This is a genomic window from Rhodopseudomonas parapalustris (assembly GCF_053772255.1).
Genome location: NZ_JAMKBZ010000063.1, coordinates 1 through 1,992 on the forward strand (window position 1 = coordinate 1; position 1,992 = coordinate 1,992).

2 protein-coding genes are annotated in these 1,992 nt (G+C 31.9%); both read right to left on the reverse strand.

The features are described from left to right. A partial coding sequence (locus M9H71_RS24995) for a recombinase family protein (RefSeq protein ID WP_455407559.1) occupies positions 1 to 1,672 on the reverse strand: 1,672 nt, incomplete at its 3' end. Between the two features lie 18 nt (positions 1,673 to 1,690). After that, positions 1,691 to 1,992, reverse strand: a 302-nt coding sequence (locus tag M9H71_RS25000; protein WP_455407560.1) for a helix-turn-helix domain-containing protein, incomplete at its 5' end; no start/stop codon positions are given.

The window sequence follows — 1,992 nt, forward strand, 5'->3', positions numbered from 1 at the left end:
TAATTTTATCAGCTAATTGTACCATAGTCATATCTGATTTTAACCGTAAATCTTTCAATTTAGTACCGCAATTTTCTACACATATAATAGGTAGGAATTTTTTTTCATGTTCGTCAAACTTATGATTCACACGGACATCCTTGTAGATATCAAGTTTGACCAAGTAATAATCTATTTTTATATCAGGGCATCTTTCACCACACTGCACAATTGTATCAACAGTAATCTCTTTTACAAGCAATTTCACAATATCTCTTTTATCTTCAAACGTTAATTCATCTATTCTACTTTTGTATACTTTTAAGATATTCGACATGTTGTCGATTAATGTTTGCTCATGTCCAAAGGCCGTTAGCTTTTTATCTAAAGCATTTATTAAATTTTGTATAGAATCTTCCTCTTTTTTTATAGACTTTAACTGTTCTGATAATTCTTCTTCGTTTATAAATTGTTTTCTATAAATTTCTAATATCCTGTTTTTTTCGTTTTTCAACTCTTCTAAGCTTTCCTTTAGTTTTGATATCTCGGTAATAGTTTCACCATTATCATTAGTGGTTGAAGGTGTCATGCTGCTAACTATTTCATCAAAATTATTTATAAATTCTAAACAATCACTCCAAACTTCATTTTCAATAAAATTTGCATTTACATTAATATTTGAGCATTTCCATCCTAAAATCTTTTTGGGTTCATTTCTTTTACCAGAGCAGCAATAAACGTCACTCTTATCTTTATAACTTATACCGAAATATCCGCGACCACATTGTTTACATTTAATCATACCGCGCAATAGGTAATCTCGCTTTGTATTGCATCGAGAGGATTCAACGGTTCTTTCCTTTTTTGCAGCTTGAGCCATATTCCAAACTTCTTCGGTTACAATTGCCGGGACTTTACGCGCGATTAATTCTTTACGGCGTGATCCTCTTTGACCATAGTAATGGATACCTTTATATGTTGTAGCGTTAATGATTCTTACAACTGTGGTGTTTCGCCAAAATCCAGATATCCGTTTGCTTGCTTTTGGGTTTTTTTCTGCATAGCCGGTAGAAATATTTAGGTTATTTAAGTATACAGCAATGTTTATTGTTGATAGTTTATCGTTTATGTATAAATCATATATTTTTCTTACAACATTAGCCTCTTCCTCAATTATTTCTAAATATCCATCTTTATCTTTTTTATAGCCATAAGGAACAATACCACCCAGCCATTTGCCCTGTTTAGCAGCTCTTGTCGCTCCGAGAAACATTCTATCCAGTATATTATTTCTTTCTAATTCAGCCATGTTTAAATAAGTGATGAATTGAAAACGTCCTGTAGGTGTATTTAGGTCAAACGGTTCCGTCACAGACATAATTTCAATGCTAAAATTTCTCAACATTTCTACGGCAGAAAGACCGCTTAAAGTATCCCTTCCGAATCTATCAATTTTATAAACCAATACAATGTCAAAACGACCGGTAGCAGCATCTTCAATGAGAGATTTGCCTCCAGGTCGTTTTTCAAAATTTATAGTACCGGATACACCGTTATCCAAGTATTCTTTATATAAAGATAAATCATCTTTCATTTCAATAAAAGTATTCAGAAGCTCTACTTGATTCTCTATAGTATCACGTTCTTTTTGATCGTCAGAAGATACTCTACAGTAAATCGCAACCTTTTTCATTTTATCACCTTTTTCACGTTATTTTCTTTGATTTCTTATTGAGTTTAAGGCAATATCTATAGCCATTTTAAATTGTTCTTTTTCTGAATTACTTAGTACTATATCATCAAGTGACAATTCATCACTTTCTAAAATCATATGCATTAATTGGTCAATATCATTTGCAATATATTCTACATTTTCCTCAGTTGCGTATAAAACATTTGTTGTAACACCTAAAGCTGCAGCAATTTTTTCAACGTTTTCGGAATATAAACTTTGTCTCTTACCGCTTTCTATCTGCGAAATAGTCGAAGCTGCTATACCGGATAATTTACTTA